The sequence below is a fragment of the Pseudoclavibacter sp. AY1H1 genome (genome assembly GCF_002931055.1).
Classification (GTDB): domain Bacteria; phylum Actinomycetota; class Actinomycetes; order Actinomycetales; family Microbacteriaceae; genus Pseudoclavibacter.
Genome location: NZ_PSXX01000002.1, coordinates 385,139 through 408,528, shown reverse-complemented (window position 1 = coordinate 408,528; position 23,390 = coordinate 385,139). Strand labels below are relative to the sequence as shown.

Here is a 23,390-nt window from a genome sequence, read left to right as displayed (position 1 = left end):
CTCGCATGCTCTTAGCGATCGATACGTCAGCGGGCACGGATGTCGCGATCGTCACCCCGCACGGCCGGGTGCTCGCAGAACGGCGCACCGCCGACACCCGACACCATGCTGAGGTGGTCGGCGTGGCGATCGCGGAGGTGCTCGCAGACGCCGGGCTCTCTCCGCAGCACGTCACGCAGGTCGTCGGTGGAATGGGTCCGGGCCCCTTCACGGGGCTGCGTGTCGGCGTGGCCGCCGCGCGCACGTTCGCGTTCGCACGCGCCGCGCGTTTCATCCCGATGCCCAGCCATGATGCCGCGGCCCACGAGTGGCGCGCGGAGCATCCGGAGGCTGGCGGCGATCTGCTGGTCACGACGGATGCCCGCCGGGGGGAGCTCGCCTGCTCGCGGTACGAGCAGGGGCTGCTCGTTGCGAGCAGCTCAGAGCTGCACCGGCCCGATGCCGTCCCCGCTGCCGACCACCGTTTCGACACGAGGACCATCTCGGCCGCTCACCTCGCGCTCGCCTGGCTCGACCGCGAGGTCCAGGGGCTCGAAGCCGAGGCCAATACGATTCTGTACCTGCGGGGTGCCGACGCGGTGCCGTCGAACGGCCCGAAGCGGGTGACCGGCTGATGCGCGCCGTGCTGCGCGATGCCTCGCACGAGGACATCCCCTCGATGGTGCGTCTCGACGAGGCCGCCTTCCCGCTCGACCCGTGGTCGCCCTCGATGCTCGCTGGCGAGGTCAAGAGCGAGCACACGCGATATGTGGTCGTCGAGGACGCCGCGAGCGGCGAGATCCTGGCGGCTGCTGGCGTCATGGCTCTCCAGGGTGGTGGTGAGGCTGATCTGCAGACCATCGCCGTCGATGAGCGGCTGCGGCGCGGCGGATGGGCCACCCGGATGCTGGCCGAGCTCTTCGCGTGGGCCGAAGGGCGAGGCGCGAAGCAGGTGTTCCTCGAGGTGCGCGAGAACGGCGATGCGGCTCGTGCCCTCTATTCGCGGCTCGGCTTCGAGGAGATCGGGCGCCGACCCAAGTACTACCCGAGAGAGGGCGTGGATGCGATCGTGATGCGCGGACAGCTGCCGAGCGTGCGGGTGTCCGCCGAGGCTCGTGTCGCGGCCGGTGCTCGCAGAGAGCCGCTTGTGCTCGGCATCGAATCGTCGTGTGACGAGACGGGGGTCGGCATCGTCCGCGGTCGGGTGCTGCTCGCCAACGAGGTCGCCTCCTCGATGGACGAGCACGCCATCTTCGGTGGCGTCGTTCCCGAGATCGCCGCACGTGCCCACGCCGACGCGATCGTGCCGACCATCTCGGCGGCGCTCGAGACGGCCGGAGTCTCGCTCGAGGACCTCGACGCGATCGCCGTCACCCAGGGCCCTGGCCTCGCTGGTGCGCTCATGGTCGGAACGGCTGCGGCGAAGGCCCTGCACGTCGCCACCGGCATCCCGCTCTACACCGTGAACCATCTCGTGGGTCACGTCGCCGCTGACGTCCTGCGCGACGACGTGGGTCAGCTTGAGCTGCCAGCGGTGGCGCTGCTCGTCTCGGGCGGGCACACGTCCCTCCTGCACGTTCGCGACCTCGTCGACGACGTGGAGCAGCTCGGCGAGACGATCGACGATGCGGCTGGAGAGGCGTTCGACAAGGTGGCGCGACTGCTGCGCCTGCCCTACCCGGGTGGACCCGAGATCGACAAGGCCGCTGCCGGAGGGGATCCGAAGGCGATCCGGTTCCCGCGCGGGCTCACGAAGCCGAAGGACCTCGAGCGGCACCGCTACGACTTCTCCTTCTCGGGGCTCAAGACCGCCGTCGCCCGCTGGGTCGAGGCGAAGGAGGACGCGGGGGAGCCGGTACCGGTTGCCGATGTCGCGGCGAGCTTCCGCGAGGCCGTCGCCGACGTGCTGACGGCGAAGGCGGTGGCGGCCTGCACTGCCCTCGGCGTCCCCCGCCTCGTGCTCGGCGGGGGAGTGGCCGCGAACGCGCGCGTGCGTGAGCTCGCGGAGGAGCGGTGCGCTGCCGCCGGCATCGAGTTGCGCATCCCCCCGCTTCGGCTCTGCACCGACAACGGGGCGATGATCGCAGCCGTCGGCGCGATGCTCGTCGCTGCCGGCAAGCCTCCGTCCCCGCTCGACTTCGCGGCGGACTCGACGCTTCCGGTGGCCACGCAGCCTGCGCCGCAGGAGAGACCAGCTCTGGGGGAGCACCGATGACAGCACCCGATCAGCCGAAGCTGCCGCCGCGCAAGCCCGTGGAGCTTCCCCCGATCGACCGCACCCCGGTCGATGACACCAGCAACGCCGCCTACTCGGCTCTCACCCCGCGCTCGCGGGGTGAGGAGAAGTCGGCTCCGGCCGTGGAGAGCTCTGCGCCCCGGTCCGAGGAGCGCCGGAGTCCGGAGAACGACCGGGACATCGACCCGGCCGTCGCGCACGTGCAGGAGACCGCGATGGCTCCTGCGTCCGCTCGCGCCGCGACGGCACCGGCGCCTCCTGCGCTCGGGCTCAGTCGCCTCGCGGTCATCGTCTCCGTGCTGCTCTCGCTTGCCGCGGCAGCCCTGGCGCTCGCCCTCTCCGCATCCGTGACCCCCTCGCCGCTCTGGCCCCTGTACCTCGGGGCGAGTCTGGGCGCGGTCGCACTCCTGCTCGCGGTGCTGGGGCGGCGCCACCGCGGTTGGGTGCTCGCGCTCGTGCTCGCTGTGGCGGCGGTCGCGGGCTGTATTGGCTTCGCCTTCGTCGTCGCCTGAGTCCGCGCTCCAGCAACCGCCGTGCCCCGCGAGGTTGGAAGTCATCCTGCGGGATGACGAGGCCGAGGCCATGGGGATGACGTGCCGTTGAGCAGGTCGCCGTAACGTTGGAGCATCTCATCACCTCTCGAAAGGAGCGGACATGACCTGGTCGACACCAGATGGCCCCGTCGAGCGGATACCGGCCCCGAACGTCGCCGCGCAGCCCGTCGGCGAGCCGTGGGAAGCGCGAGGCGACACCCCCGGGGCCGGCAACGGGAACGGCTCCGGGCACGACTCGGGCTACCGGCAGGATCCGGGCTACGGGCAGGGTTTCGGCTACGGCCAGGATTCGGGCTACGGCCAGGACGCCGGCTACGGCCACACCGCGCCGAGCGACAGCTGGGGCCCTGGCGGCAACGCGGCGCAGGCGGCCCCCTCGCAGCACCTCGCCTATCCGGTGACGCCCTACGTCCAGGCGCCGTACACGGCACCTCGACCGGCCGGTGCCGGGACGCTGACCTTGAGCGTCGTGGCCCTGTGTCTGAGCGGAGGGTCGTTCTTCGTCTCGCTGATCCCCATCCTCCAGTTCGTCTGGTGGATGGTCGGGATCGCTGGCATCGTGTGCGGCTTCATCGCGCTGCGTCGCGAGCCGCGCGGACGGGCGCTCGCCATCACCGCCATCGTGCTCGGCTTCATCTCGGTCTTCGGGCTCCTGCTCCTGCTTGTCCTCGCCCTCCTCTTCTTCGGGGGAATCGGACTGCTCGGAGGCCTCAGCTCTTACTGAGCGTGGTCTTTCCTGAACCTTGTGTGACGGTTCCCAGTCAAACCCTGGGAACCTAGGACATGGGCGTGCGCCACTGAAGGCGTCGCCGCTTGCTCCACGCACGTGAACACCAGCCTCAACCGCCGCGAAATCGGCTGAACCGGAAGGAGCTCCGCAATGAGCGACAGCAACGCAACCCCAGGTGACAAGCCACGGCTCCCGGAGGACGACAGCACACCTCCCCAGTACGAGGCACCGGCCGCCTACACGCCGCCTGCTGAGTCGGTCGACTACTCCGCCCCGGCAGCCACCGGCACCGACTACACGCCGCCCTCCGTCTCGGGCACCGACGCTTCGACCCCGGCCGCGCCGTACTCCGACTCCTCCGCACCCTCAGCGTCGGGCAGCGGGTACACGCCGCCGGCCGCGCCTGGCTCTGGCTCCGACTATTCGGCGCCTTCGGCATCCGGCACCGACTACTCGGCTCCCTCGTCATCCGGCAGCGGCTCCACGCCGCCCGCAGCATCCGGTTCGGTGAGCTACACGCCGCCGAGCGAGCCAGCCGCGGCACCGGGCGCAGCTCCCTACGGTCAGGCTCCATCCGCGAGCCAGGCTCCCGCCGGCGCAGCTCCGGCATATGGCGCTCCGCAGTCGCAGGGGCAGCCGCAGGGCTATGGGGCGCCGCAGGGATACGCGACGCCCGGTTACCCGGCGCAGTCCGCTGCTCCCAAGCGCACGCTCAGCATCGTCGCGCTTTCCCTCGGCGGTGCGGGTATCCTGCTCACCTTCGTCACGGCGTTCCTCGGGCTTCCCCTCGGTATCGCAGGTCTGGTCTGCGCCATCATGGCCAAGTCGCGGGAGCCGCAGGCCGGCCCGCTGCGCGTCTGGGGCCTCTGGGTCTCGATCGCAGCCATCGTGCTGTCGGTGATCGTGGCGATCATCGGCATCGTCGTCGCCGCCATGTTCATCGGCGACATGTCGTCCTACGGATACTGACCACCCGCTGCAAGAACTGGCAGGAGTGCGGGTGGATGCATCCGCCCGCACTCTAAGCTTGTTCAGCACCTGCAGCCTTGTCGACGACTGAGAAGGACACCATGTCTGACCCGAACGGCCCCCAGTACCCGCAGCAGCCCCACCAGAACGGCCAGTCGCAGACCGGCCAGCCCCCTTTCGGCGCGCAGCAGCCCGGCCAGGGCCAGTACGGCCAGGGGTCGTACGGGCAGTCTCAGCCGCAGTACGGGCAGCAGAACGATCAGCAGTACGGCCAGCAGCAGCCCGGGTATGGCCAGGCTGACGGCGGTTACGGCCAGCAGCAGCCTGGGTACTCTGGCTATGGCGCTCAGCAGCCGTCCGGTCAGCAGCAGGCTCCGGCGCAGCAGGGCTATGGCCAGCCGCAGCAGCACCAGTACGGGCAGCCGCAGTACGGTGCCCCGCAACAGGATCAGTTCGGGCAGCCCCAGTACGGCGCCCCGCAGCAGGGGCAGTACGGGCAGCCGCAGCACGGTGCTCCGCAGCAGGGACAGTTCGGGCAGCAGCCCGGCCAGCAGTTCGGCGTGCAGGGATACGGCCAGCAGCCGAAGGCTCCTGCGCCGGTGCTCGGGATCATCGGCGTGGCGCTCGGCGCGCTCTCGCTGCTCCTCCTCCTGCTTCCCGGGTGGGCGTACATCGTGGCCCTGGTGCTCGGTCTCGGCGCCGTCGGGCTCGGAATCGCCGGGCTTCGCGCCCCGAAGGGCCTCGGACGCACCCTTGCCGTCGTGGGCCTCGTGGCGGGTGGCCTCGCGGTCCTGCTCGCCATCGTGACGCTGGTCGTGGTGCTGGTCGTCTAGGCACGAGACGCGCCGACGGCTCGGCTGGCCTCAGCTGAGCCGATCGGCGAGGATGGCGACGCGCTTGTCGCCGATCCTCGTGAGGATGAGCACCGCGGACGCGTCTCCCTTGAGCGAGAGCTTCCGCCTGAACTCCGCAGGGTCGATGTCGACCCCCCGTTTCTTGATCTCGAGCACGCCGATGCCTCGCTTCCGCAGCTCGCCCTTGAGCGACGATGCATGCAGGGGCAGCACCTCTCGGACCGAGAACGCGCTCGCGAACGGCGTCGGCGTGAAGTGCTCGGCGGTCATCCACGCGATGCTCTCTGAGATCATCGACGCTTCGAGCGACCGTGCGAGGTCGCCGATGAGGCGAGCGCGGATGATCGCCGCGTCCGGCTCGTAGAGCACGGCACCCAGCGCAGCGACGTCCGCGTCCCGGACGTCCTCGCCGGTCGTCAGCTCGGCGGTGCCATGCCTGCTGATCACGAGGGCCGAGCGGCGGATGCCCGCCCTCGCCGTGCCGTGCATCCACACCGTCGCCTCGACGAGGTCGCCGTTGGAGGACACCCACTGCGTCTCCGCGTCCTCCGGGAGGTACGCGTGGTCGATCCCCGGTCCCAGCTTGATACCCGTCGGGCGCTCGCGGCCTGCGGCGAAGACGAAGTCGAGGGATGGGCTCCAATCCGCCGGATCGAAGTGGCGTGCCGTGCTCCCGCCGTTTGTGGTCCTGCGGGCCGGATCGAACCAGAGCGCATCGAAGGCATCCAGGTCCACCTCCTCGGCGCGGTCGTGCCTGACCTGCGCGTTCGGAAACGGGGCCAGATTGTGGGCCGCGATAGCAGCCGTGACCTCGTCGACGTCGAACGCGGTGACCTCGAGCCCGAGCGATGCGAAAGCCATGGAGTCCGCGCCGATCCCGCAGCCGAGGTCGGCCACGCTCACGGCGCCGGCCTGCCTGAACCGGTTCGCGTGGTGCGCCGCGACTTGCAGACGCGTCGCCTGCTGCAGGCCAGCGTCGGTGAAGAGCATCCGCTCGGCGAACGGGCCGAACTTGGCGGATGCTCGCCGCCGGAGCTTCGCCTGCGTGACGACGGCGGCGACCACGTCCGCGGACCCTCCTGCCGCGCGCAGCCTCGTCACGAGGGCGAGCGCGTCTCCCGCCGACTCGACGGGCGGCGCGTCGTCGAGCAGGGTCATCGCCTCCGGTGTGAGGAGGGCCAGGAGTTCGTCGCGTTGCACCAGCACTACGCTACCGGCGTACGCCACGAGACGTCGCCGCGTTGCAGTCGTCGCCGCCTGGCCCCTACACTCTGAGTTAGCACTCTCATGGGGAGGGTGCTAATTCTGAACTTCCTATCGCTGAGAAAGAGGTCAACCGTGTCGGTGAACATTCAGCCGCTCGAGGATCGCATCGTCATCAAGCAGGTCGAAGCCGAGCAGACCACGGCTTCGGGTCTTGTGATTCCGGACACCGCCAAGGAGAAGCCCCAGGAGGGCGAAGTCGTCGCAGTCGGCCCCGGCCGCATCGATGACAACGGAAACCGCGTGCCGCTCGACCTCGTGGTCGGCGACAAGGTCATCTACTCCAAGTACGGCGGAACCGAGGTCAAGTACGGCGGCGAGGAGCTCCTTGTGCTCTCCGCTCGCGACATCCTCGCGAAGATCGTCTAGTCTCCTGACCTTCTGAGGCCGAGCCGGTTCGGGCGGTCTCATCTGCAGGAGCAGCATCGCGCATGGCGCCCACCCCTCGGGGTCGGGCGCCATTCGTGTTCCAGGGGCCCGACGTCGGGCGTACGATCTCGAGGTGACGGAATCTCCTCGGTCCGGCCTCTGGCTGGCGTTCAGCGCGTACGCGCTCTGGGGCTTCATGCCCCTCTACGTCGTGGCGACCGCTCCCACGACGCCCGTGGAGCTCATCGCGTGGCGCATCATCCTGAGCGTCGTGTTCTGCCTGCTCGGCGTGCTCGTCATGCGGGCCTGGCGTCCGTTCCGGGAGCTCATCTCGAAGAAGCGGGTCGTGCTCGGCCTCGGCATCGCCGGGGTCCTGGTGTCGGCGAACTGGCTGTTCTACGTGCAGGCGGTCGCGACAGGCCACACTCTCGACGCCGCGCTCGGCTACTTCCTCAACCCGATCGTGTCCGTCGCGCTCGGGCTGGTCTTCCTCCGCGAGAAGCTCAGGCCCCTGCAGTGGGTCGCCGTCGGGCTCTCTCTCCTCGCCGTGCTCGTGATCTCGCTCGGCTACGGCCGCATCCCGTGGCTCGGCCTGGGCGTCGCCATGACCTTCGGGCTGTATGGGCTCGTGAAGAAGCGGGTGGGGGTCCAGGCGGATGCGCTCTCCGGACTGGCGGTCGAGACGACGCTCATCATGCCCATCGGCGCGATCTGCCTGCTCTGGACGGTGCTCTTCGGCGGCGGCATCACCTTCGGCTCCGTGTCGGCGGTCAACACGGGCGTCCTGCTCTTCGCGGGCGTCGTCACGAGCGTGCCGCTCCTGCTGTTCGCGGCGGCCGCCAGGAGGCTGCGCCTCATCGAGCTCGGACTCATGCAGTACATCGCGCCGATCCTGCAGTTCGTGCTCGCCGTGGCGGTCTTCTCGGAGCCCATGCCGCTCGAGCGCTGGATCGGGTTCGCGATCGTCTGGGTCGCCCTCATCCTCTTCACGATCGACCTCGTGCGCACGGCTAGACTTGGCGCCAAGATTCCCTCGGTCGCGGACGAACTCGGTCCACCGACACGAGGCTGATGAGCTGAGGGTCCCGGGAATGCGTCCGGGGTCCTCGCTGTTCCATCACCACTGAGCTGTTTCCCGATGCACGAGGATGCCGCCGAACGGCGCATCCCAGATACCTCCTGGAGCGTAATGACCGAGTCGGACCCCTTTGGCTTCACCGGATTGACCTACGACGATGTGCTGCTGCTTCCCGGGCACACCGACGTCATCCCGTCTGAGGTCGACACGACGACACGGCTGACGCGCGGCATCACCCTGCGCGTCCCGCTCGTCTCGGCGGCGATGGACACGGTCACGGAGGCCCGCATGGCGATCGCCATGGCGCGCCAGGGTGGCATGGGCATCCTGCACCGCAACCTGTCGATCGACGACCAGGTCGAGATGGTCGATCGCGTGAAGCGCTCCGAGTCCGGCATGGTGACGAATCCGGTGACGACGACTCCCAACGCGACGGTCGCGGAGGTCGATGAGATCTGCGGGCAGTACCGCGTCTCCGGCCTGCCGGTCGTCGACGAGGAGACGGGCAAGCTCGTCGGCATCATCTCCAACCGGGACATGCGCTTCGTTCCCGAGTCGGAGAAGCGCACGACCCGCGTGCACGAGGTCATGACGGGCGAGGGCCTCGTGACCGGTCCCGTCGGGATCTCCGGTGACGACGCCTACAAGCTCCTCGGCAAGCACCGCATCGAGAAGCTGCCGCTCATCGACGACGAGGGCAAGCTCGCCGGCCTCATCACGGTGAAGGACTTCGACAAGAGCGACAAGTACCCGAACGCGACGAAGGACGACGCCGGGCGCCTGCGCGTGGGCGCGGCGATCGGCTTCTTCGGCGACGGCTGGGAGCGCGCGGAGCGCCTCGTGGCTGCCGGTGTCGACGTCCTCGTCGTCGACACGGCGAACGGCCAGTCGGCCGGCGTGCTCGACATGATCCGCCGCCTCAAGAGCGACCCGGTCATGGGCCACGTGCAGGTCGTCGGCGGCAACGTCGCGACCCGCGAGGGCGCCCAGGCGCTCGTGGATGCGGGTGCTGACGCCGTCAAGGTCGGCGTCGGTCCTGGCTCCATCTGCACGACGCGCATCGTCGCGGGAGTCGGCGTCCCCCAGATCACGGCCGTCTACGAGGCGTCGCTCGCCGCGACCCCGGCTGGCGTGCCGGTCATCGCGGACGGCGGCCTGCAGTACTCGGGCGAGATCGCGAAGGCGCTTGTCGCCGGCGCATCCGCAGTCATGGTCGGATCGCTGCTCGCGGGCACCGACGAGTCGCCGGGCGACCTCATCTTCGTCAACGGCAAGCAGTTCAAGAGCTACCGCGGCATGGGATCTCTCGGCGCCCTGCAGTCGCGCGGCGAGCGCACCTCGTACTCGAAGGACCGCTACTTCCAGGCGGACGTGCCGAGCGATGACGAGCTCATCGCCGAGGGGATCGAGGGCAAGGTCGCGTACCGCGGCTCGATCCGCCAGTCGGTGTTCCAGCTCACAGGCGGCCTGCGCCAGTCGATGTTCTACGTCGGCGCTCGCACCGTCGCCGAGCTCAAGGAGAAGGGCCGCTTCGTGCGGATCACCCCGGCAGGGCTGAAGGAGTCCCACCCGCACGATGTGCAGATGGTCTCGGAAGCCCCCAACTACCGTCGCTAGCAGCCTGATCGGCGCGGCGGGTCGGGGTCTCCCCGCCGCCGCGCCGCAGCAGCGAGCACCGCGGAGGGCTAGGCTAGGCAGGTGACTGAGATCGAGATCGGCCGCGCAAAGCGAGCCCGCCGCGTGTACTCCTTCGACGATGTGGCCATCGTGCCATCGCGGCGAACCCGTGACCCGGAGGACGTGTCCATCACGTGGAAGATCGACGCATTCACGTTCGATATCCCGCTCATCGCAGCCCCTATGGACTCGGTGATGTCGCCCGAGACCGCGATCGGCTTCGGCAAGCTCGGCGGCCTCGGCGTGCTCGACCTCGAGGGCCTGTGGACTCGCTACGACGACCCGGCCCCGCTGCTCGCGCAGATCGCTGATCTGCCGGCGAAGCAGGCGACGGCCAAGCTGCAGGAGATCTACCGGGAGCCGGTCAAGGGCACGCTCATCAAGGAGCGCCTGCAGCAGATCCGCGAGGCCGGAGTGCCGGCCGCCGGCGCACTCTCCCCGCAGCGCACGCAGCAGTTCATGGACGATGTGCTCGAGGCCGGCACCGACCTGTTCGTCATCCGCGGCACGACCGTCTCTGCAGAGCACGTGTCTCGCAACCAGGAGCCGCTCAACCTCAAGCAGTTCATCTATGAGCTCGACGTTCCCGTCATCGTCGGCGGTGCGGCGACCTACACGGCAGCGCTGCACCTCATGCGCACCGGTGCCGCTGGAGTGCTCGTCGGCTTCGGCGGGGGAGCGGCCTCGACCACCCGTCGGGTGCTCGGCATCCACGCACCCATGGCGACGGCCATCGCCGACGTCGCTGGCGCGCGCCGCGACTACCTCGACGAGTCCGGCGGACGCTACGTGCACGTCATCGCCGACGGCGGCATCGGCACCTCCGGCGACCTCGTGAAGGCCATCGCATCAGGCGCGGACGCCGTCATGATCGGTGCCGCGCTCGCGCGTGCCACCGACGCTCCGGGTCGCGGCTGGCACTGGGGTGCCGAGGCACGCCACGAGAAGCTCCCGCGCGGCAACCGCGTGCAGGTCGGCCAGGTCGCGCCCATGGCGGAGATCGTCGCCGGCCCCGCCGAGAGCGCCGACGGCATCTCGAACCTCACCGGCGCGCTCCGCCACTCGATGGCGACGACCGGCTACTCGGGGCTCAAAGAGTTCCAGCGAGCCGAGATGGTCGTCGCGCCCTACACGCCGACCGCCTGATCAGGACGACTGAGCCGCCTGACGGCTTGGCCGAAGGTTGAGCGTCCAGACTTCCCCCACAAGCAGCAACTGAGAACGAGGAGCAGGTTATGGCGAACAGCGTCTCTCGAAGCGACAAGCTCGGCCCCCAGGAACGCGCGGCGGCTATCGAGTCCCTCAAGACCAAGAACCTCGACGTGCTCGTCGTCGGTGGCGGCGTGGTCGGCGCAGGTGCGGCGCTCGACGCCGTCACGCGCGGCCTGAGCGTCGGCATGGTCGAGGCGCGGGACTTCGCGTCCGGCACGTCCAGCCGCTCGTCGAAGCTCATCCACGGTGGCATCCGCTACCTCGAGCAGATGGACTTCGGGCTCGTGCGCGAGGCGCTCCTCGAGCGCGGGCTGCTGCTGCAGCGCCTCGCGCCGCACCTGGTCAAGCCCATCCGCTTCCTCTACCCGCTGAAGAACCCGCTCGAGCGGTTCTACATCGGGGCCGGGATGCTCATGTACGACCTCTTCGCGAAGACCGGCGAGGTGCGTCCCGGTGTGCCGATGCACCGCCACTACACCCGCGGCCAGGTCGCGAAGATGTCGCCTGGGCTCTCCAAGAACGCCTTCTCCGGCGGTCTCACGTACTACGACGCCGGCGTCGACGACGCTCGCTTCGTCGCCGTTCTCGCCCGCACCGCATCGTTCTACGGGGCGCACGTCGCTCCGCGAGTGCGCGTCGAGGGCTTCCTGAAGGTCGGACAGCGCGTCGTCGGCGCGCAGGTCGTCGACCTCGAGACCGGCGAGCGGTTCGAGATCCGCGCCAAGCAGGTCGTCAACGCGACCGGCGTGTGGACCGATGACACGAACAAGATGGTCGGCGAGCGCGCGTCGTTCCGCGTCCGCGCGTCCAAGGGCGTGCACCTCGTCGTCCCACGCGACCGGTTCCAGTCCGCGTCAGGGCTCCTGCTGCGCACGGAGAAGAGCGTGCTCTTCGTCATCCCGAACGGCCGTCACTGGATCATCGGCACGACCGACACCGACTGGAAGCTCGACAAGGCGCACCCGGCGGCGACGGCCGCCGATATCGACTACATCCTCGAGCACGTCAACGAGGTCCTCGCGGTGAAGCTCACGCGTGCCGATGTCGAGGGCGTGTACGCCGGGCTCCGCCCGCTGCTCTCCGGCGAGTCGGAGGAGACGTCGAAGCTCTCGCGCGAGCACATGGTGGCGCACTCGGTGCCGGGCCTCGTGCTCATCGCCGGCGGCAAGTACACGACCTACCGCATCATGGCGCAGGACGCCATCGACGCCGCGGCCGACGCCCTCGACGGCAAGATCCCCGCCTCCACGACGAAGGACATCCCGCTGCTCGGCGCCGTCGGCTACAAGGCCGCCTGGAACCGCCGCGGCAAGATCGCCCGCGCCTTCGGCCTCCACCGCGTGCGCATCGAGCATCTCCTCAACCGCTACGGAACCCTGACGGACGAGATCCTCGACCTCATCCGCCAGAACCCGCAGCTGGCCGAGCCGATGCCGGGTGCCGACGACTACCTGCAGGCGGAGATCACGTACGCCGCGACGCACGAGGGTGCCCTGCACCTCGACGACGTGCTCGCGCGACGCACGCGCATCTCGATCGAGGCGTGGGACCGCGGCATCTCGGCCGCGCCCGTCGCCGCGCGGCTCATGGCGGAAGCTCTCGGCTGGGACGAGGAGCGCACGCAGCGCGAGATCGACACCTACGTCGAGCGCGTCGCAGCGGAGCTCGCGAGCCAGGAGCAGCCCGACGACGAGTCGGCGGACCGCATCCGCCTCGAGGCGCCTGACATCGACTCCGTGCTGGGTCACGCCGGCGACAACACGCCGTTCGGCACGGCCCCGTCGCTGCCGATGATCGAGGTCGACGAGACCGTCGACGTCGAGGCGGCAACCGTCAAGGCGGAGTCGAAGGACGCTCAGAAGTCGTAATGTCCGCAGCTGTCCGCGCCCAGGCCGCGCCGCCGTCGATGGGTCGAGTGCTTGTACGCCCCAAGTGGCTGGGTGTCCTTGCGCTCGCCCTCGTCGTCGCGTCGATCTTCGCGTGGCTCGGGCGCTGGCAGCTGGAGTCCGCGTTCCTGTCGCTGGAGCACGGTCGCACCGTCGCCGAGGAGGCCACGCAGCCTCCCGTCGGCCTCGGTGAGCTGGCTCAGCCCCAGGAGCGGGTGGCCGATGCCGCCGTCGGGCGTCAGGTGACGTTCGAGGGCACTGTGGACGCGCGCGACTTCGATGTCGTCGCCGATCGTCTCCAGGGCGAACTGCTCGGCTACTGGGTGATCGGGCACGTCGCCGTCACCGACGACGAGGCCGGCGCATCCTCGGATGCCGCTGTCGCACCGGGTCTCGCCGTCGCGCTCGGGTGGACCGAGGACGAGGCCTCCGCTCGAGAGCTCGTCACGGCGCTGCAGGGCTCGGGGCGAGGCGCAGAGCTTCCGCTCTCCGGCAGACTCGAGTACGGCCAGGCGCCGCAGGTGAATCGCGGCGAAGACGCGCAGGCGCTCATCTCCATGGCCCCGACGCACCTCATCAACCGCTGGGTGGAACCGGCGGCCCAGAACTACGGCATCTACGTGAGCCTCGACGAGGCGTCGATGCAGGCTGTCCTCGGGGAGTCCGCGAGTGCCGCCCCGCTCGACGCGATCACGCCGCAGGCGCTCGAGGCCCCGCAGCTGAACTGGCTGAACATCTTCTACGCCATCGAGTGGGTGCTCTTCGCGGGGTTCGCGATCTTCATGTGGTGGCGCCTCGCTCGGGACGAATACGAGAAGGAGCGACGTGAGGCCGCCGAGGCTCCCAGTGTGCTGGCCGAGCAGCTCAGGCGCGACCGGCTGAAGGCCATGCTGGACGAGCGAACGAAGCGCGAGGCCGTTCGCCTAGACTAGAGGTCATGCCTCACGACGCCCTCCTGACTGCCAACCCCGGTTTCCGACGGGCGCTCCGCTTCTATCAGGTGACGGCCTACGTGACCGGCATCCTCCTCCTGCTGCTGTGCGTCGAGATGTTCCTCAAGTACGTCTTCCACCTCGAGGTCGAGGCGTTCGGCCCGTTCGGGGTCATCGCGCTGGTCCAGGAGGACACGACGACGGCGCTCAACCTGAGCCTCTGGGTGCTCATCGTCCACGGCTGGTTCTACGTCGTGTACCTCATCGCCTCGTATGTGCTGTGGCAGCAGATGCGCTGGCCCATCGTGTGGCTGATCGCCATGGCTGCCGGCGGCATCGTCCCGTTCCTGTCGTTCATCACGGAGTGGTTCATGTCGCGCCGGGCGAAGCGCGACCTCGTGCTCCGCGAAGAGCAGCGACTCGCCGAAGCCGGCGAGGAGCAGCAGCTGCGTGCGTTCGAGGCGAGCCTGAGCGAGGCAGAACGCGAACAGCTCGACGCCGATGTGCAGCAGTCGCTCGCCGAGCACCAGCGCCGCACGAAGTAGCCCCCACACCACCGCAGTCGCACCGAGTTCTCTCCGCACCACCCGAAAGGTGTCCATGGCAACCACCGACCAGCAGGCCACAGACCAGCGCCCAGTGCTCGTCGTCGATTTCGGCGCGCAGTACGCGCAGCTCATCGCGCGGCGTGTCCGCGAGGCGAGCGTCTACTCGGAGATCGTGCCGCACACGATCTCGGCAGAAGAGGTCGCCGAGAAGAACCCCGTCGGCATCATCCTCTCCGGCGGCCCCTCCAGCGTGTACGCGGAGGAGGCGCCCTCCCTCGACTCCGGCATCCTCGAGCTCGGCGTTCCGACGCTGGGCATCTGCTACGGATTCCAGGTCATGGCGACGCAGCTCGGCGGCGAGGTCGCGAAGACTGGCCGTCGCGAGTACGGCTCGACGGCGGTCAAGCTCGAGGCCGGAGCTTCGACGCTCCTCGACGGCCAGCCGGGCGACCAGACCGTCTGGATGAGCCACGGTGACTCGGTGGCGCGCGCCCCCGAGGGCTTCACGGTGCTCGCGACGACCGAGGACACGCCTGTCGCGGCCTTCCAGAACACCGAGCGAGGGCTCTATGGCGTGCAATGGCACCCCGAGGTGCTGCACTCTGAGCACGGCCAGGCACTCATCGAGGGATTCCTGCACCGTGCGGCTGGCATCCCGAGCGACTGGACGCCCGCCTCGGTCATCGACGAGCAGGTCGCGCGCATCCGCGAGCAGGTCGGCGACGCCAAGGTCATCTGCGGACTGTCCGGCGGTGTCGACTCGGCAGTCGCAGCCGCCCTCGTGTACAAGGCCGTCGGCAGCCAGCTCACGTGCGTCTTCGTCGACCACGGCCTTCTCCGTCAGGACGAGCGCCGCCAGGTCGAGGAGGACTTCGTCGATGCGATCGGCGTGCGCCTCGTGACCGTGGATGCGCGAGAGCAGTTCCTCACGGCGCTCGCGGGCATCACGGATCCCGAGGCGAAGCGCAAGGCCATCGGGCGTGAGTTCATCCGCAGCTTCGAGCAGGCAGAGGTCGACCTCATCAAGGAGGCCCAGGAATCGGGGGAGCGCATCCGCTTCCTCGTCCAGGGAACCCTGTACCCCGACGTGGTCGAGTCGGGCGGCGGCACCGGAACCGCGAACATCAAGAGCCACCACAACGTCGGCGGCCTCCCCGAGGACATGCAGTTCGAGCTCGTCGAGCCGCTGCGCACGCTGTTCAAGGACGAGGTGCGTGCGGTCGGCCGCGAGCTCGGTGTTCCCGAGCCGATCGTCGCACGTCAGCCATTCCCTGGCCCTGGCCTCGGCATCAGGATCATCGGCGAGGTCACCCAGGAGCGGCTCGACCTGCTCCGCGAAGCCGACGCGATCGTACGTCAGGAGCTGACGGCCGCGGGCCTCGACACGGAGATCTGGCAGTGCCCGGTCGTCCTGCTCGCCGATGTCCGCTCGGTGGGCGTGCAGGGTGATGGCCGCACCTACGGTCACCCGATCGTGCTGCGTCCCGTGTCGAGCGAGGACGCCATGACGGCCGACTGGACCCGCCTGCCGTACGACCTGCTGGCCCGCATCTCGAACCGCATCACGAACGAGGTCGACGACGTGAACCGGGTTGTGCTCGACGTGACGTCGAAGCCGCCGGGGACCATCGAGTGGGAGTAGCTCTCGACGAGGGCTGAGGCGGACGGGGATGCACCATGTGCATCCCCGTTCGTTCATTTTGTGCCATCTGGTGAGAGATCTGCGCACTTTTGTGGCGGCGTTCGTCGAGCCCACGATGGTGACCCTCCGAGGGCGATACGCGGGGTGAAAAACCTCCGGGCAATTGTGCCCGGACATAAATGCCTGGTAGTAGAGGTCAAAAACGGAGTAGACGAAAGGTTTTCGGTTTTTCGGTGGTCGATTCCGGATTTTCGAATCGGGATTTTTCGGCTCCACGCTCGTGAAAAGGCACACTCCACGGCGAAAGATGTTGCTGGCCAAGGTCGTTGGGTAGTGGCATGGTTGGGGTAATTCACGACTGGCAAGTTCCCCTTCAGTTCAGAGAGTTCGCGACATGGCGCCACGATTCCCCACCGATCCGCACCCCCAGGTACCGGCAGAGACGGGCGTGCTCCCATCCCTGCCACGAGAGGAGCTGCCGTCCGGCCACCTCGTGGACCACGCGCTCCTCCAGGACGCCGCGAATCAGCTCGCAGAGGTGAATCCCGATCACGGTGTCTCCGTCGAGTACCAGGGTCAGTGGGTCTCCGTCATGCCCGGGGAGCACATCGAGATCGGTCGCGACGCCGACATCCGGCTCGACGCCAACCCGTTCCTGCACCGCAAGCTCCTGCGCATCGCCGCGAAGGACGGGCTCTGGTTCGTGGCCAACATCGGCACGAGGATGACGCTCAGCGTCGTCGACGGCTCTGGGCGAGTGCAGGCCAGGCTCCTCCCTGGCGGGCGGATCCCGGTCGTCTTCGAGCGCACGAGCATCCACTTCTCGGCGGGCGAGCGCCACTACGAGGTGAAGATCCACGCGGTCTCACCTGTCTACATGGACCTTCCCGCAGGCTCCGGCTCCACGGTGGAGGCTCCAGGACGCGAGGCCAGCCACATCGCGCTGACGCCCGCGCAGCGGCTCCTGCTCCTCGCCCTCTGCGAATCGGTGCTGCTTCGAGGTGAGAAGGGGCTCGGCGACATCCCCACGAGCGCCCGAGCAGCTGAGCGGCTCGGCTGGACCGTCACCGCCTTCAACCGCAAGCTCGACAATGTCTGCGAGAAGCTCGACCGCGTCGGCGTCGAGGGGCTCCGGGGAGGGGCACGCTCGTACGCGACCAACCGGCGCGCTCGCCTCGTCGACTACGCCGTGCGCAATCGTCTCGTCTCCGAGGACGAGCTCTACCTCCTCGACATCGACCCGGAAGCGGGGATCGACGACCGGACGCTGCCTGCGCGGCGGTAGCCGCAAGCCCGCCCGAACGACAGAATGGCCGCTCCGGAAGGAGCGGCCATTCTGTGTTTCGACGACGTGCTGCGCTAGTTGTTGCCGCGCAGGATCGCGAGGACGCGGATGATCTCGACGTAGATGAAGACGACGGTCGAGACGAGGCTGTAGGCACCGATCCAGCCGTACTTGCGGGGAGCTCCGCCTTCGACGCCGTTCTTGATGAGCTCGAAGTCCATGACCAGCATGTACGCGCCCATGAGGACAGCGAAGATGCCGAGGATGACGCCGAGCGGGATGCCGAAGACCTCCATGGAGCGCATGCCCCAGGGGCCGGCAGCGCTCTGGAAGCCGAACATCATCATGCCGAAGTTGATGAGCGAGAAGAGCGCGTAGCCGAGCATGGCGACGAGCACGATCTTCGTCATACGGGGCGAGGTGCGGACCTTGCCGAAGCGGAACAGCACGAGCGTCACGGCGACCACGGAGAACGTCGCGAGGACGGCCTGCATGGCGATGCCCGGGTACAGCTGCTCGAGGATCGAGGAGAGCCCGCCGACCAGGAGGCCCTCAGCCGCCGCGAAGGCGAAGATGAGGCCGGTCTTCGGCTCGCGCTGGAACGCCAGCACCAGCGAGAGCACCAGGGCGCCGATGGCGCCGATGATCATCAGCAGGGGGACGAACCACGCGACCGCTGCCGCGACGAGCACGATGCCGAAGAGGCCCGCGGTCTTGGCGATGGTGTCCTCGTAGGACATCCGGTCCATCTGGTCGGGGCTCGCAGGGGGTGCCTGGAACTGCGCGTTCAGCTGCTCGGCCGTGAGGGGCGCGGGAGGCTGCTGACCGTGTGTCGGCGCGGACTGCGCCCTCCCGAATTGGGGAGCGGTGGGCGCCTGGCCGAACTGTTGGCCGTGCTGCCTGCGTGCCTCCCCGTTGAAGTAAGGGTTGCGTTCTAGCGCGGAATTCGCCATGGCTGTCCGTGAGTCCGTTCTGTCTCGAAGGTCAAGATGCCCGCCGTAGACGGGGTTGCCGGGATTCTAGCGAAAGAGTTCGTGAATCCAGCCTGGAGCTGTGCGCCGTCAGCGGACACTCGGCGAGCGAGGTGCGCTCGCACCTGCATCCCGACCCGTGCCGAGGAGGATGCGCGGGAGCAGCAGGAACGCGCCGAGCACGATCGATGCGACCACGACGAACGCCGTCTCCGCCGTGTCTCCGACGAGGAGGCGAAGCAGCATGCCGCCACCGACGGTGACGACCCAGATGAACGCTCCAGACGGGAGCGGACGCCACGGCCTCCACCTGAACAGCGTCACGAGCACCCAGCCGACCAGGAGCGCGAGCACGAACGGCCAGCCCGTGGTCACGATGCCGGCCAGGGACAGCCCCTCGGAGTGACTCATGCGCCCGATGACCGCGAAGACCACGACGAGCAGGAGATCCACGATGAGTGGGAGCGCGTAGCCGCCGCCAGCGCGATAGATCGAACGTGTACGCCGCATGACACCAACGGTACGCCGGGGTACGACATACTGCGCGCGTGAACGCGCCCATTCACCAGACCTCGCCTCTCCTCATCGGCCACAGAGGGGCTCCAGCCCATCTCCCTGAGCACACCATCGACGGCTACCTCCTGGCCCTGCGGCAGGGGGCCGACGCGCTGGAGCCGGATGTGGTCCCGACCCGCGACGGGGTGCTCCTCGTGCGGCATGAGCCCCTGCTCGGCGAGAGCACCGACATCGGGGCGAGAGCCGCCGAGTTCGGCCCCGCTCGGCGAGCGTGGACGCCGGACGGCACGGTCACCGACTGGTTCGCCCACGACTACACGTGGGAGCAGCTGCGCACGCTGAACGCTGTGGAGCGAATCCCGGGCCTCCGCCCTGCGAACACCGCGTTCGACGGGCAGCTGCCGATGCTCCGGCTCCGCGAGCTCGTCGAGCTCCTCGCCGAGCGGCGGACGAACGCGGGCCAGCGGCCTCGCCTCGTGATCGAGCTCAAGCACGCGAGCTGGTTCCGTGCGCTCGGCTTCGACCTCGTCGAGCTCCTCGACAGGGAGCTCGCCGGTCTCTGGGGCTCGCCCGTGCTCGACGCCCTCGTGCTCGAGAGCTTCGAAGGGGAGGTGCTGCGCGAGGTGCGGCGACGCGGCGTGGCCGAGGGGGCATCCCTCGTCTATCTCATCGACAGCGAGGGGGTTCCCGACGACCGGCGGGTCCGAGACGGCGCTGTGGCTCTCGACTACGCGAGCGATCTCACCGACCGGGGGCTGGATGCGGTCGCGGAGTGGGCGGACGGCATCAGCCCAAGCCACCTGCTGCTCGGGATCGCGGATGAGGCAGGCGCGGTGCATCCGGAAGCGGGGCTGAGCCTGGTCGGCCGCGCCCACGCGAGGGACCTGCGGGTGTTCACGTGGACGCTGCGGCCAGAGGACCACTTCCTGCCTCCCGCGCTCGCGGGCAGACCGGAGGCCTACTGGCGCGGCATCCTGCGGACCGGCGTCGACGGGGTCTTCGCGGATGCGCCCGGTCGTGTCCGGGCGCTGATCGACGAACTCCACCCGACTCGGTGAGGCAGCCCAGACGAGAGAAGCGCCAGGCGACAGAGGTGCCAGACGACAGAGGTGCGAGAGATGCAGGCTCCCGGTGCGGGGAGCCTGCATCTCTCGCACCTCTCTGGCGCTCGGGTCGGGAGTCAGGCCTTCGCGGAGACCCTGTCGAGCGTCTTCAGCTCGTCGTCGCTGAGCTTGAGCGTGAAGGCGTCCGTGATGAGCGGCAGCTGCGCGGCCGTGCGCGCGCTTGCGATCGGCGCCACGACGCCGGGCTGAGCGGCGAGCCACGCGAGCGCCACGGTGCCCGGCTGGGTGTCGTGGCTCTTCGCGATGGTGGCGACCGCATCCGCGATCGCGTAGCCGTGGTCGTTCCGGTACTGCTCGACGGAGCTCGCGCGGGCCGACTCGACCTCGACGTCCCTGCGGTACTTGCCGGTCAGGAAGCCGTGCGCCAGCGCGAAGTACGGGACGACGCCGATGCCGGCCTCGCGGGCCAGCGGCAGCAGCTCGCCTTCGATGTCGCGCTCGAGGAGGTTGTACTCGGGCTGCAGGGCCGTCGGCTGGTGCAGGCGACCGCTCTCGACCGCCGCGAGCCACTCGCGCAGCCGAGGCGGCGAGTAGTTCGAGACGCCGATGGCCGTGATCTTGCCGGCGTCGACAAGCTCGGAGAACACGGCGGCGGTCTCGGCGATGGGCGTCTCCGGGTCGTCGCGGTGCGCGTAGTAGAGGTCGATCCGCTCGACACCGAGGCGCTCGAGGCTGTCGTCCACGGCAGCGCGAACGTTGTCGGCGCTGAGACCCGGCCGCTTCGCGAACTGCGCGACCTTGGTCGCGATGACAAGATCCTCCGGGCGACCGCGCGAGCGGAGCCACTCGCCGATGATGGTCTCGGATTCCGCGCCTGAGTTGCCAGGAACCCAGGCAGAGTAGACGTCGGCGGTATCGATGAAGTTGCCGCCGGCCTCGACGTAGGCGTCCAGGATCGCGAACGACTCGTCGCGGTCGGCCGTCCAGCCGAAGACGTTGCCGCCGAGGGCGACGGGAGAGACGGAGAGCGTCCCGCCGAGCGCGCGACGGGCGGGGGAGAGCTGCGTGGTCAAGGTGATTCCCTTCCGCGGCCTCCGCGATGTCGGTGGCCGCACCTACAATCAACGAGTCATGACGCTACTGCCACCTGTCTTCGATCCCTCTGAAAACGACCTCCTCGACGGACTCAATCCGCAACAGAAGGAAGCCGTCACCTATCGCGGCCCCGCGCTGCTCATCGTGGCGGGCGCGGGCTCCGGCAAGACGCGGGTGCTCACCCACCGCATCGCCGGTCTCATCGCCTCCCGTGAGGCCTGGCCGAGCCAGATCCTCGCGATCACCTTCACCAACAAGGCCGCCGCCGAGATGCGCGAGCGAATCCAGCACATCGTAGGAGGTGCGGCGGATGGCATGTGGATCTCCACGTTCCACTCGGCCTGCGTGCGCATCCTGCGCCGGGAGGCCGACAAGTTCGGCTTCACGACGAGCTTCACGATCTACGACTCGGCCGACTCGAAGGCCCTCATCAAGCGCATCGTGAAGGCCCTCGAGGCCGACGTGCTCGGCTTCACCGTGTCGAGCGTGCAGTCGCGCATCTCGAAGCTGAAGAACGAGCTCACCGATGTCGACGGCTTCGCCCGCCAAGCCAACATGAGCGACCCACGCGACGCGATGTTCCTCGACATCTACCGGCAGTACACCCAGTCGCTGCGTCGCGCCAACGCCTTCGACTTCGACGACCTCATCTCGCAGACGGTGTGGATGCTCCGCGCCTTCCCCGACGTCGCGGCCCAGTACCAGCGCCGGTTCCGCCACGTGCTGGTCGACGAGTACCAGGACACGAACCACGCCCAGTACTCGCTCATCCGTGAGCTCACGCGCTCGGTGGAGCCGCAGCACGTGCCGCACGACACCCGCATGGAACTCGACGCGAACGGCGGCATCCCTGGGGCCTCGCTCACGGTCGTCGGCGACTCCGACCAGTCGATCTACGCCTTCCGCGGCGCGGACATCCGCAACATCAGCGAGTTCGAGCGCGACTTCTCCGACGCGAAGGTGGTGCTCCTCGAGCAGAACTACCGCTCCACGCAGAACATCCTCTCGGCCGCCAACGCGGTCATCCGCAACAACTTCGACCGCGTCGACAAGAAGCTGTGGTCCGACGGAGGCGAGGGGGCGAAGATCGTCGGCTTCACTGGCTTCTCCGCCCACGACGAGGCGCAGTTCGTCGCGGATGAGATCCACAAGCTCCGCGACGCCGGCCAGAGCTACAACGACATGGCCGTCTTCTACCGCACCAACGCGCAGACGCGCGCGCTCGAGGAGATCTTCATCCGCTCCGCCGTGCCCTACCGCCTCGTCGGCGGCACGAAGTTCTACGAGCGCGCCGAGATCAAGGACCTCATCGCGTACCTCACGGCCCTCGTCAACCCGGCCGACGAGATGTCGACGAGGCGCATCCTGAACTCCCCGAAGCGGTCGATCGGACCGGCGACGGAGACCGCGATCTGGGACTTCGCGAACCGGTACGACATCACGTTCCGCGACGCCATGCGCCGCGCGGGCGAGCTCGGGCTCGGGCCGAAGGTCACGGGTGCCATCGCGCAGCTCGCCAAGCTGCTCGACGACGCGACCGCCGGCCTCGACATCGACGCGCCGACCGGACGCAAGACGGTGAGCCAGACGCTGAAGACCATCGTCAAGGGCACCGGCTACCTCGAGAAGCTCCTGCAGACCGGCAACCCTCAAGACGAGGCCCGCGCCGAGAACGTCGAGGAGCTCATCTCGGTGGCCGCCGAGTTCGACAAGAACAACGCGGGCGGCTCCGTCATCGACTTCCTCACCGACGTCGCCCTCGTCGCAGCCGCCGACGACCTCATCGACGAGTCCGGGGCCGTCGTGCTCATGACGCTCCACACCGCGAAGGGGCTCGAGTACGACTCGGTCTTCATCACGGGAGTCGAGGAGGAGCTGCTGCCCCACCGCATCGCCGCAGACGAGCCAGGCGGTCCGGCTGAGGAGCGACGCCTCTTCTACGTCGGCATCACGCGTGCGCGCAAGCGCCTGCACCTCTCCCTCGCCATGATGCGCTCGCAGTTCGGTGAGACGGCAGCCGCGCTGCCGAGCCGCTACCTCCAGGAGATTCCGTCCGAGCTCATCGAATGGAGGGTCTCGCCGGGATCCGCCGCAGGCAGGGGCGGCTTCGAGCAGCGATCGGTGGCCTCCGCTCGCAAGCCGCTCGGCAGCGAGGGGTACGGGACCGCGGGCGGCTACGGGCGCAGCGCCGCCGACGCCGGCAGTGCGGGCTTCTCCAGCGCCGTGCGCTTCCGCGACTCCGACGCGGGTCGCGAGACCGCCCCGAAGGCCAAGCCGAAGCAGAAGTGGATCAACGAGGTCACCGGACAGATGCGCGACAACAGCGGCATGGAGCTCGTCGCCGGCGACCGCATCACGCATGTCGACTTCGGTGAGGGCACCGTGCGCGCGATCCTCGGCAGCGAGGCGAAGCGAATCGCTGAAGTCGACTTCGACAGCGCCGGCCGCAAGAAGCTGCTCGTGAAACTCGCTCCGATCGAGAAGCTGGGCAACTGAGGCCCCCGCTGGCACTAGGCTGGACGACGGACGT

At 68.8% G+C, this 23,390-nt stretch carries 21 protein-coding genes; 17 read left to right on the top strand and 4 right to left on the bottom strand.

Annotation, left to right across the window (positions count from 1 at the left end):
* Nucleotides 1-5: 5 nt before the first annotated feature.
* The 6 genes from tsaB (at nt 6) to C5E05_RS06245 (ending at nt 5,301) form a co-directional block, all read left to right on the top strand.
* The gene (tsaB, locus tag C5E05_RS06270) at nt 6-614 is read left to right on the top strand and encodes a tRNA (adenosine(37)-N6)-threonylcarbamoyltransferase complex dimerization subunit type 1 TsaB (protein ID WP_104242618.1); all 609 of its coding nucleotides are present in this window, start codon (nt 6-8) and stop codon (nt 612-614) included.
* Nucleotides 614-2,194 carry a tRNA (adenosine(37)-N6)-threonylcarbamoyltransferase complex transferase subunit TsaD gene (gene tsaD, locus C5E05_RS06265; protein ID WP_181059419.1) on the top strand — a complete coding sequence of 527 codons (1,581 nt, stop codon included), beginning with the start codon at nt 614-616 and terminating at the stop codon, nt 2,192-2,194. The genes tsaB and tsaD overlap by 1 nt, the downstream gene beginning before the upstream one ends.
* Nucleotides 2,191-2,727, top strand: a complete 537-nt coding sequence (locus tag C5E05_RS06260) for a hypothetical protein (RefSeq protein WP_104299422.1) — start codon at nt 2,191-2,193, stop codon at nt 2,725-2,727. Before tsaD ends, C5E05_RS06260 begins: the two co-directional genes overlap by 4 nt.
* Nucleotides 2,728-2,869: 142 nt before the next feature.
* Nucleotides 2,870-3,493, top strand: coding sequence for a DUF4190 domain-containing protein (locus C5E05_RS20070; protein ID WP_104242614.1), 624 nt, complete (start codon nt 2,870-2,872; stop codon nt 3,491-3,493).
* 156 nt (nt 3,494-3,649) lie between these two features.
* The gene (locus tag C5E05_RS06250; RefSeq protein WP_104341432.1) at nt 3,650-4,468 is read left to right on the top strand and encodes a DUF4190 domain-containing protein; all 819 of its coding nucleotides are present in this window, start codon (nt 3,650-3,652) and stop codon (nt 4,466-4,468) included.
* Between the two features lie 101 nt (nt 4,469-4,569).
* Complete coding sequence (locus C5E05_RS06245; protein ID WP_104341431.1) at nt 4,570-5,301, top strand: hypothetical protein; 732 nt, start codon at nt 4,570-4,572, stop codon at nt 5,299-5,301.
* A gap of 30 nt (nt 5,302-5,331) precedes the next feature.
* Here the strand turns inward: C5E05_RS06245 and C5E05_RS06240 are convergent, their stop codons facing one another.
* Complete coding sequence (locus C5E05_RS06240; protein ID WP_104299489.1) at nt 5,332-6,522, bottom strand: class I SAM-dependent methyltransferase; 1,191 nt, start codon at nt 6,520-6,522, stop codon at nt 5,332-5,334.
* Nucleotides 6,523-6,660: 138 nt separating this feature from the next.
* On the opposite strand from C5E05_RS06240, the gene groES reads away from it, so the two are divergent.
* The 9 genes from groES (at nt 6,661) to C5E05_RS06195 (ending at nt 17,214) form a co-directional block, all read left to right on the top strand.
* Nucleotides 6,661-6,954 (top strand): co-chaperone GroES, encoded by a 294-nt coding sequence (gene groES / locus C5E05_RS06235; RefSeq protein ID WP_068479200.1) that lies wholly within the window; start codon nt 6,661-6,663, stop codon nt 6,952-6,954.
* 133 nt (nt 6,955-7,087) lie between these two features.
* A complete protein-coding gene (rarD, locus tag C5E05_RS06230; RefSeq protein WP_258063883.1) occupies nt 7,088-8,026 on the top strand; it encodes an EamA family transporter RarD in 939 nt (312 codons plus the stop codon).
* 117 nt (nt 8,027-8,143) lie between these two features.
* Nucleotides 8,144-9,649 carry an IMP dehydrogenase gene (gene guaB, locus C5E05_RS06225; RefSeq protein ID WP_104242608.1) on the top strand — a complete coding sequence of 502 codons (1,506 nt, stop codon included), beginning with the start codon at nt 8,144-8,146 and terminating at the stop codon, nt 9,647-9,649.
* Between the two features lie 81 nt (nt 9,650-9,730).
* Nucleotides 9,731-10,855, top strand: coding sequence for a GuaB3 family IMP dehydrogenase-related protein (locus C5E05_RS06220; RefSeq protein ID WP_104299419.1), 1,125 nt, complete (start codon nt 9,731-9,733; stop codon nt 10,853-10,855).
* A gap of 89 nt (nt 10,856-10,944) precedes the next feature.
* Nucleotides 10,945-12,789, top strand: coding sequence for a glycerol-3-phosphate dehydrogenase/oxidase (locus tag C5E05_RS06215; protein ID WP_104242604.1), 1,845 nt, complete (start codon nt 10,945-10,947; stop codon nt 12,787-12,789).
* Complete coding sequence (locus tag C5E05_RS06210) at nt 12,789-13,739, top strand: SURF1 family protein (RefSeq protein WP_104341430.1); 951 nt, start codon at nt 12,789-12,791, stop codon at nt 13,737-13,739. Before C5E05_RS06215 ends, C5E05_RS06210 begins: the two co-directional genes overlap by 1 nt.
* A gap of 5 nt (nt 13,740-13,744) precedes the next feature.
* The gene (locus C5E05_RS06205) at nt 13,745-14,284 is read left to right on the top strand and encodes a DUF3817 domain-containing protein (protein WP_104299417.1); all 540 of its coding nucleotides are present in this window, start codon (nt 13,745-13,747) and stop codon (nt 14,282-14,284) included.
* A 55-nt stretch (nt 14,285-14,339) separates the two neighbouring features.
* Nucleotides 14,340-15,929 carry a glutamine-hydrolyzing GMP synthase gene (gene guaA, locus C5E05_RS06200; RefSeq protein WP_104242598.1) on the top strand — a complete coding sequence of 530 codons (1,590 nt, stop codon included), beginning with the start codon at nt 14,340-14,342 and terminating at the stop codon, nt 15,927-15,929.
* A 394-nt stretch (nt 15,930-16,323) separates the two neighbouring features.
* Nucleotides 16,324-17,214 (top strand): hypothetical protein, encoded by an 891-nt coding sequence (locus tag C5E05_RS06195; protein WP_228496624.1) that lies wholly within the window; start codon nt 16,324-16,326, stop codon nt 17,212-17,214.
* Nucleotides 17,215-17,288: 74 nt separating this feature from the next.
* Here C5E05_RS06195 and C5E05_RS06190 read toward each other — a convergent pair whose 3' ends face one another.
* Both C5E05_RS06190 and C5E05_RS06185 read right to left on the bottom strand, forming a co-directional pair.
* Entirely contained in the window at nt 17,289-18,167 is an 879-nt protein-coding gene (locus C5E05_RS06190; protein ID WP_104307154.1) for a Bax inhibitor-1/YccA family protein, read from the bottom strand.
* Nucleotides 18,168-18,275: 108 nt separating this feature from the next.
* Entirely contained in the window at nt 18,276-18,695 is a 420-nt protein-coding gene (locus tag C5E05_RS06185) for a DUF3054 domain-containing protein (RefSeq protein ID WP_104307153.1), read from the bottom strand.
* 38 nt (nt 18,696-18,733) lie between these two features.
* On the opposite strand from C5E05_RS06185, the gene C5E05_RS06180 reads away from it, so the two are divergent.
* Entirely contained in the window at nt 18,734-19,759 is a 1,026-nt protein-coding gene (locus C5E05_RS06180) for a glycerophosphodiester phosphodiesterase family protein (RefSeq protein WP_104242592.1), read from the top strand.
* A 122-nt stretch (nt 19,760-19,881) separates the two neighbouring features.
* On the opposite strand, the gene C5E05_RS06175 is transcribed toward C5E05_RS06180, so the two are convergent.
* Nucleotides 19,882-20,838 carry an aldo/keto reductase gene (locus C5E05_RS06175; protein WP_104242590.1) on the bottom strand — a complete coding sequence of 319 codons (957 nt, stop codon included), beginning with the start codon at nt 20,836-20,838 and terminating at the stop codon, nt 19,882-19,884.
* A gap of 58 nt (nt 20,839-20,896) precedes the next feature.
* Between C5E05_RS06175 and C5E05_RS06170 the strand changes: the two genes are divergently transcribed.
* Nucleotides 20,897-23,356: an ATP-dependent helicase gene (locus C5E05_RS06170; RefSeq protein WP_104242799.1), complete on the top strand. Its 2,460-nt coding sequence runs from the start codon at nt 20,897-20,899 to the stop codon at nt 23,354-23,356.
* Nucleotides 23,357-23,390: the final 34 nt, after the last annotated feature.